Below are 6,564 nucleotides of genomic sequence, written 5' to 3' on the forward strand. Positions count from 1 at the left end.
GGCCACGCCCCACCCCAGCCCGGAACCGTCGCCCGCGACCGTCAGACTGCCCACCGACTCCCCCTGGCGCACCATCCACAGCACGGTGAATCCGAGCACCAGCACACCCGAGGCCGCCACCAGCAGCCGTGACCGCAGCACCACACCGATCACGGCCGGCAGGGCGGCGAAGAGGAAGACGACCAGGATCGACCCCAGCGGTCCGGGCCGGCCGGCCGTGATTCCGGTGAACAGCTCGTCCACCCGGTAGTGACGCCCGAGACGACCGTCGTACCAGTCACGGAAGGGGCTCAGCACGGCGGCCGCCGCTCCGGCGAGAGCGAGGACCGAGCCGAGGACGTTGCGGATCATCATCGGCCTCCTGCGTGCCACGGACCGGCGTCACAGCTCTGCACCGCTCTCGGCCTCGACGCTACGCCCGGCTCCTGGCCCTCGCCACCTTGCGCTAGCGTGACGCACGGTCGTTCGACAACTGCAGAAACGGACAACAACACAAGGGGGGGCTGCATCGATGATGCGGCAGCACATAAAGCTATCCGCGGTACTGGTCGTGGTGGTGCTCGCACTCACCGGCTTCTCGACCTCCAGCCACGGCGGCCGCAGCGGCAAGAGCAAGAGCCACGGGTCGGGCAGCAGCGGCGGCGGCTGCTCCAACTCCAAGAAGAGCAACAACGGTTACCGCAGCAGCGACGACGACTACGACTCGTCGGGCAGTTCCTCCGGCTCCACCGACTACGGCACCCCGACCCCGAGCGCCACGGCGTCCGACGAACCCCAGGCGTACGTCTTCCGCTGCGCCCAGCCCCGCAAGGGCAAGCGCAAGGCCGTGACCGCCTCCACCGTCAGGCTCACCGCCGACACCGGTGCCACCGGCTCGCACACCTACGAGGTCGACGTGACCTTCCTCGACGCACGCGGCAACACCGTCGACACCGGTGACGCGACCGTGGACGCCGAGGGCGGCGAGACCAAGACCGTCTCCGTGCGGATGGACAACCCGCGCAAGGTCTCCAAGGTGAAGGACTGCCGCGTGGACGCCGAGCTGAGCTACTGACCCGAGCCGCGCCGCCGGCCCGTCAGCGCGTGCGGAACCCGCCCGCACCCCGCCCCCGGAACAGTTCGGCCTGCCGCTCCGCCGGCAGATTGCCGAGTGCGACGAGGTGCGGGGCGTGGGCCATGGCCTGCGCCCTGGCCGCCTCCCGCGCGGACCACACCGCCCGTACCGTCCCCTGCACCGCCCCGGTCGGGTACGAGGCGATCACGGCCGCCGCCCGCAGCGCCGCGGCCACCGCGCCGCCGGGCGCCGTCAACTCGCTGACCAGCCCGGTCTCGTACGCGCGACGGGCCGAGACCCGCTCCGCCGTACCCATCAGCGCCATCCGGGCCACCTCGCCGAACGGCATCCGCTGCGCCATCGAGATCGCCTCGAACGCGCTGACCATGCCGTACGTCGTGTGCGGATCGAAGAACGTCGCCTCCTCGGACGCGATCACGAACTCCGCCTCGCCCAGCAGATAGAACGCCCCGCCGCAGGCCATCCCCTCCACGGCCGCGACCACCGGCTTCCACAGGTCGTTCGCCTTCGGCCCGATCGCGATCAGCGGATCGTCGATCGTGTACGGGGACGAGGGCTGCGGCACCTCCACGTCCCGGTCGATCCCGGTGCAGAAGGCCCGGCCGCCCGCGCCGGTGAGGACCACCGCCCGGACCTCGTCGTCGAGGCGGAACGCCCGCCAGGCGGACCTCAGCCCGGCGGCCGTGGCCAGGTCGATCGCGTTGTGCTTCGCGGGCCGGTCGAGGGTGACGAGCGCGACCCCGGTCTCCTTGTCCGTCTCCGTGCGCAGCGCCATCGACCCTCACCTCTCCAGCAGCCAGCGCACCAGGGTCACCCCGGGACCGGCCGGGCAGAACACCGCACGGACCGGCGCCCCGATCCGCAGCCGCTCCGCATCGACCGAGTCCAGCGGGGCGTCCGGACCGCTCACCACGTTCCCGACCAGCCGGATCTGCGGGGCGTCCGCCAGCTCGACCACCACCGCGTTGTACGGGGCCTGCGCGGCGTACGCGGGCAGCAGCGGCGGATGCGGCCGTACGTAGGACCAGATGCGGCCGCGTCCGCTCATCGGCCGCCACTCGCTCTCGAACGACTGGCAGTGCGGGCAGCACGGCCGCGGCGGAAAGCGGAGCCGCCCGCACTCCGGCGCGGCGCACGCCTGGACGCGGAGTTCACCGCGCGCCGCGTACTCCCAGAAAGGGGCGCCGTCCTCGTCCACGACGGGCAGCAGCAGGCCATCCATCCCGGTCAACTCCCTCAACTCCTCAGCAGTACGGCGGATGTGGGGACACCCTCCCCGGCGGTGACCAGACACGTCCGGGCGTCCGGGACCTGGGCGGTGGAGATGCCGCGCAGCTGCTTGACGCCCTCGTTGATCAGGTTGAAGCCGTGCACGTACCCCTCGCTGAGCCCGCCGCCCCCGGTGTTGATGGGCAGCCGCCCGCCGCTCTCCAGGGCCCCGCCCTCGGTGAACGCGGCGCCCTCGCCGCGCCCGCAGAAGCCGTAACCCTCCAGCGAGAGCGGGATGAGCGGGGTGAACGCGTCGTAGATCTGCGCGACGTCCACGTCGTCCGGGCCGAAGTCGGCCTGCTTCCACAGCTGCCGGGCGGCCGTCCAGGCGGGTCCGGTGAGCGGGTCGTCGTTCCAGTAATTGACCATCCCGTGGTGCTGGGCGGGCAGCCCCTGGGCGACGGAGTGGAGGTAGACGGGCTTCTGCCGGCAGTCGCGGGCGCGCTCGGCGGAGACGATCACGCAGGCCAGCGCCCCGTCCGTCTCCAGGCAGTTGTCGAAGAGACAGAGCGGCTCGCTGATCCAGCGCGAGGTCATATACATGTCGCGGGTCAGCGGGCGTTCGTACATCACCGCGTCCGGATTCTGGTTGGCGCGGTTGCGGCAGGCGAGGGCGACGTTGAAGAGGTGGTCGCGGGTCGCCCCGTACTCGTGCATGTACCGCCGCGCCAGCATCCCGATCTCGTCGGCCGGCCGCAGCAGTCCGTACGGGCGGGTCCACTGCGCGGGGGTGGGCAGTTGCACGGCGGTGTTCTTCCAGGGCCGGGGCCCCGAGCCGCGCTTCCGGGACCGCCAGGCGACACCCACGCTCGCCTGCCCGGTCGCCACGGCGGCGGCTAGGTGCGCGATCGTCGCGCAGGAGCCGCCGCCGCCGTACCCCACCTTGCTGAAGAAGGTGACGTCGCCGGCCCCGATGGCCTTGGCGACCTCCACCTCGTCGGTCTCCTCCATCGTGTACGAGGCGAATCCGTCCACCTCCGACGCGGCGATGCCCGCGTCGTCGAGCGCCGCGACGATGGCCCGGCAGGCCAAGGTCTTCTCGGATTCCGGCAGTTTTTTCGCGAAAGCCGTCTGTCCTATGCCGGCTATCGCCGTCGCGTCCTTGAGTGCCGTCACCGCCACCTCCCAGGCCGTCATGACTGCTGACAGCGGCTGAGGCTACAGCTAATCTGACGGATAGTCAGCTACTGCGTCAGGAGGGCGAACGATGCGCGGTGACGAGGAGTGGGGCAGCATCCCGGGGCTGATGCGGGCGGCGGCGCGACGGTACGGGCACCGGGAGGCGGTCGTCGAGGGCCGCACCCGGGTCTCGTACGCCGAACTCGGCGACCGCGTGGAGCGGGCCGCCGCCGCGTGCATGGCCTCGGGCGTGGAGCCGGGGGACCGGGTCGCGGTCTGGGCGCCGAACACCCTGGACTGGATCGTCTCGGCGCTGGGGGCGGTGACGGCGGGCGCGGTCCTCGTCCCCCTCAACACCCGCTTCAAGGGCACCGAAGCGGCGTACATCCTGCAACGCAGCCGGGCGAAACTCCTCTTCGTCACCGGCACCTTCCTCGGTACGTCGTACGTGGCGTCGCTGCGCCGGGCGGACGTACGGCTCCCGCACCTGGAACGGGTGGTGGTGCTCGCCGACTCCGCCCCCGACGACTACGTCACCTGGAAGGACTTCCTGGCGGCGGGGGAGGGCGTGTCCGGGGCCGAGGTGCGTACCCGGGCCGACGCGATCGCCCCTTCGTCCCCCTCCGACATCATCTACACCTCGGGCACCACGGGCCGGCCCAAGGGCGCGGTCATCACGCACGCCCAGACCCTGCGCTGCTACGCGATCTGGAGCGAACTGGCGGATCTGCGCGAGGGCGACCGCTATCTGATCGTGAACCCCTTCTTCCACACCTTCGGCTACAAGGCCGGCATCATCGCGTGCCTGATGCGGGGCGCGACGATGGTTCCGCAGCCGGTCTTCAACGTGGACACGGCCCTGGCCAACATCGCCGCCGAACGGATCTCGGTGCTGCCCGGCCCGCCCACCCTCCACCAGTCCCTCCTGGACCACCCCGCACGCGCCACCCACGACCTGTCCGCCCTGCGTCTGGTGGTGACGGGCGCGGCGGTGGTCCCGTTGAGGCTGGTGGAACGCCTGCGCACGGAGCTCGGCATCGCCACGGTCCTCACCGCGTACGGCCTCTCCGAGGCGAGCGGCATCGTCACGATGTGCCGGCGCGGCGACCCGGCGGAGACGATCGCCTCGACGTCCGGCCGGGCGATCCCGGACACCGAGATCCGCGTCCTGGCCGAACCCGGCGCCCCCGGCGAGGTCCTGGTGCGCGGCTTCAACGTGATGCGGGGCTACTTCGAGGACCCGGAGACCACGGCCGCCGCGATCACCCCCGACGGCTGGCTCCACACCGGCGACGTGGGCGTCATCGACGAAGCGGGCAACCTCCGGATCACCGACCGGATCAAGGACATGTTCATCGTCGGCGGCTTCAACGCGTACCCGGCCGAGATAGAACAACTCCTCGGCCTGCACCCGGACGTGGCCGACGTGGCGGTCGTCGGAGTCCCCGACCCCCGCCTCGGCGAGGTCGGCCGGGCCTACGTGGTGCGCCGCCCCGGCGCGACGACGACCGCCGACGACCTGATCGCCTGGTCCCGCCGCGAGATGGCCAACTACAAGGTCCCCAGGGCGGTGGAGTTCGTACCCGAACTGCCGCGCAACGCGAGCGGCAAGGTGGTGAAGGGGGAGCTGCGGGGGCGCGGATAGCGCTCGCCGTCTCCCGGACGGAGCCCCGCCCGGCGCCGGGCCGGCGGGCTTCGCCCCGTTCACCGCAGGCCGGCCTCCCGCCGCCGAACGACCGGCGGGAGGCCGAGCCGTACCCGGCCCGCCGTGCGCCGTCGCCGCCCCCGCCCGAGGCCCGCCGGTCACGGCCGGCCTGCGGTCCGCGCCCGCGTCTGCGGTCTGCGCCCGCGTCTGCGGCCTGGGCCTGCGGTTGCGGTCTGAGGCTGTGCCCGCGAACTGCGGTCCGCGCCCGCGCCTTCAGTCCGCGCCTGGGCCTGTGGTCTGCGCCCGCGTCTGCGATCTGCGCCTGCGCCGCGCCTTCGGTCCGCGCCCGCGATTGCGCCCGTGGCGCCGCAGCGTCCCGCGCGGCCCACTCGCAGGGGCCATGCCGTCCATGCCACCCCGGCCAGTACCGTCTTCACCCAATGGGCCTCATCCGCCGATGAGTCTCATCCGCCACCAGACCGTTCCGCATCAGTTGGCCCGAGAAGGACACACCCGTTGAACACCGGCAGTTACTACGAGCCCATCGACGAGCGGCGCTACAAGCCCACCGCCCACGCGGGCGGCGCCTGGGACACCGCCGAGCAGCACTTCAGCCCGCTCGGCGGCCTCATCGTCCACGCCATGGACCGCTATCTGGCCGCGCGCCCGGACAGCGGCTCGGTCCTGTCCCGGATCAGCTTCGACATCCTCGGGCGGCTCGCGCTCGACGAGTGCGAGATCAGGGTCGAGACCCTCAGGCCCGGCCGCACCATCGAACTGCTCGAAGCCGTCGTCCTCATCGACGGCCGCCCCGTCGTACGCGCCCGCGCCTGGCTTCTCGCCTCCGGCGACACCACCGCTGTCGTCGGCGGCGCCGACGACCGGCTCAGCCCTCCGCAGGAGCTCAAGCCCTGGCCGATGGCCGACGTCTGGCCCGGCGGCTACATCGCTTCACTCGACGTCCGCCCGCTCGCCGAACCGCAGCCGGGCCGTACGACCGCCTGGATCTCCACGCCCCTGGACCTCGTCGCCGGGCAGACCGCGAGCCCGCTCGCGTCCTACATCGCGCTCGTCGACACCGCCAACGGCATCGCCGTGCGCCAGTCGCCGACCGCCTGGATGTTCCCCAACGTCGACCTGACCGTCCACCTCCACCGGCAGCCCGCAGGCCCCTGGACCGGACTGGACACCACGGTGACCTTCGGCCCCACCGGTCAGGGCATCACCAGCACCGTCCTGCACGATGCGGACGGGCCGGTCGGCCACGCGCAGCAGATCCTCACCGTCCGCCCCTTGTGACCACCGTCCGCCCCTTGTGACGAACGCCCGGCGGGGCGTGGCCGGGCATGCGGAGAGGGGCACGAGCCGATGGCTTGTGCCCCTCCGTCGTGCACCCGCGGACGTACGACGGCCGCGACGGCTCCCCCTCCGCGCCGCCGCGGCCGTTCCCCCGTGC

The 6,564-nt window shown here is 72.3% G+C and carries 6 protein-coding genes and 1 pseudogene; 3 read left to right on the forward strand and 4 right to left on the reverse strand.

All coding sequences use genetic code 11. The features are described from left to right. Window positions 1–351, reverse strand: a pseudogene (locus AADR41_RS40505) (hypothetical protein); the annotation flags it as partial. Between the two features lie 160 nt (window positions 352–511). Here AADR41_RS40505 and AADR41_RS40510 point away from each other — a divergent pair. Next, window positions 512–1,054, forward strand: coding sequence for a hypothetical protein (locus tag AADR41_RS40510; RefSeq protein WP_342287329.1), 543 nt, complete (start codon window positions 512–514; stop codon window positions 1,052–1,054). Window positions 1,055–1,076: 22 nt separating this feature from the next. Here the strand turns inward: AADR41_RS40510 and AADR41_RS40515 are convergent, their stop codons facing one another. Genes AADR41_RS40515 through AADR41_RS40525 form a run of 3 tightly spaced genes read right to left on the reverse strand, consistent with a single transcriptional unit; the run spans window position 1,077 to window position 3,481 of the window. Then, window positions 1,077–1,850, reverse strand: a complete 774-nt coding sequence (locus AADR41_RS40515) for an enoyl-CoA hydratase/isomerase family protein (RefSeq protein ID WP_342287330.1) — start codon at window positions 1,848–1,850, stop codon at window positions 1,077–1,079. A gap of 6 nt (window positions 1,851–1,856) precedes the next feature. Further along, on the reverse strand, window positions 1,857–2,297 hold the full coding sequence (locus AADR41_RS40520) for a Zn-ribbon domain-containing OB-fold protein (protein WP_342287334.1): 441 nt from the start codon (window positions 2,295–2,297) through the stop codon (window positions 1,857–1,859). 14 nt (window positions 2,298–2,311) lie between these two features. Continuing rightward, window positions 2,312–3,481 (reverse strand): lipid-transfer protein, encoded by a 1,170-nt coding sequence (locus AADR41_RS40525; RefSeq protein WP_342287331.1) that lies wholly within the window; start codon window positions 3,479–3,481, stop codon window positions 2,312–2,314. A 70-nt stretch (window positions 3,482–3,551) separates the two neighbouring features. Between AADR41_RS40525 and AADR41_RS40530 the strand changes: the two genes are divergently transcribed. Together AADR41_RS40530 and AADR41_RS40535 are read left to right on the forward strand one after the other, a co-directional pair. Then, window positions 3,552–5,108, forward strand: a complete 1,557-nt coding sequence (locus AADR41_RS40530; RefSeq protein WP_342287332.1) for a FadD3 family acyl-CoA ligase — start codon at window positions 3,552–3,554, stop codon at window positions 5,106–5,108. 516 nt (window positions 5,109–5,624) lie between these two features. Next, window positions 5,625–6,407, forward strand: a complete 783-nt coding sequence (locus AADR41_RS40535) for a thioesterase family protein (RefSeq protein WP_342287333.1) — start codon at window positions 5,625–5,627, stop codon at window positions 6,405–6,407. Window positions 6,408–6,564: the final 157 nt, after the last annotated feature.

Origin of the sequence: Streptomyces sp. CLV115, from assembly GCF_038448545.1 — a bacterium.
Classification (GTDB): domain Bacteria; phylum Actinomycetota; class Actinomycetes; order Streptomycetales; family Streptomycetaceae; genus Streptomyces; species Streptomyces sanglieri.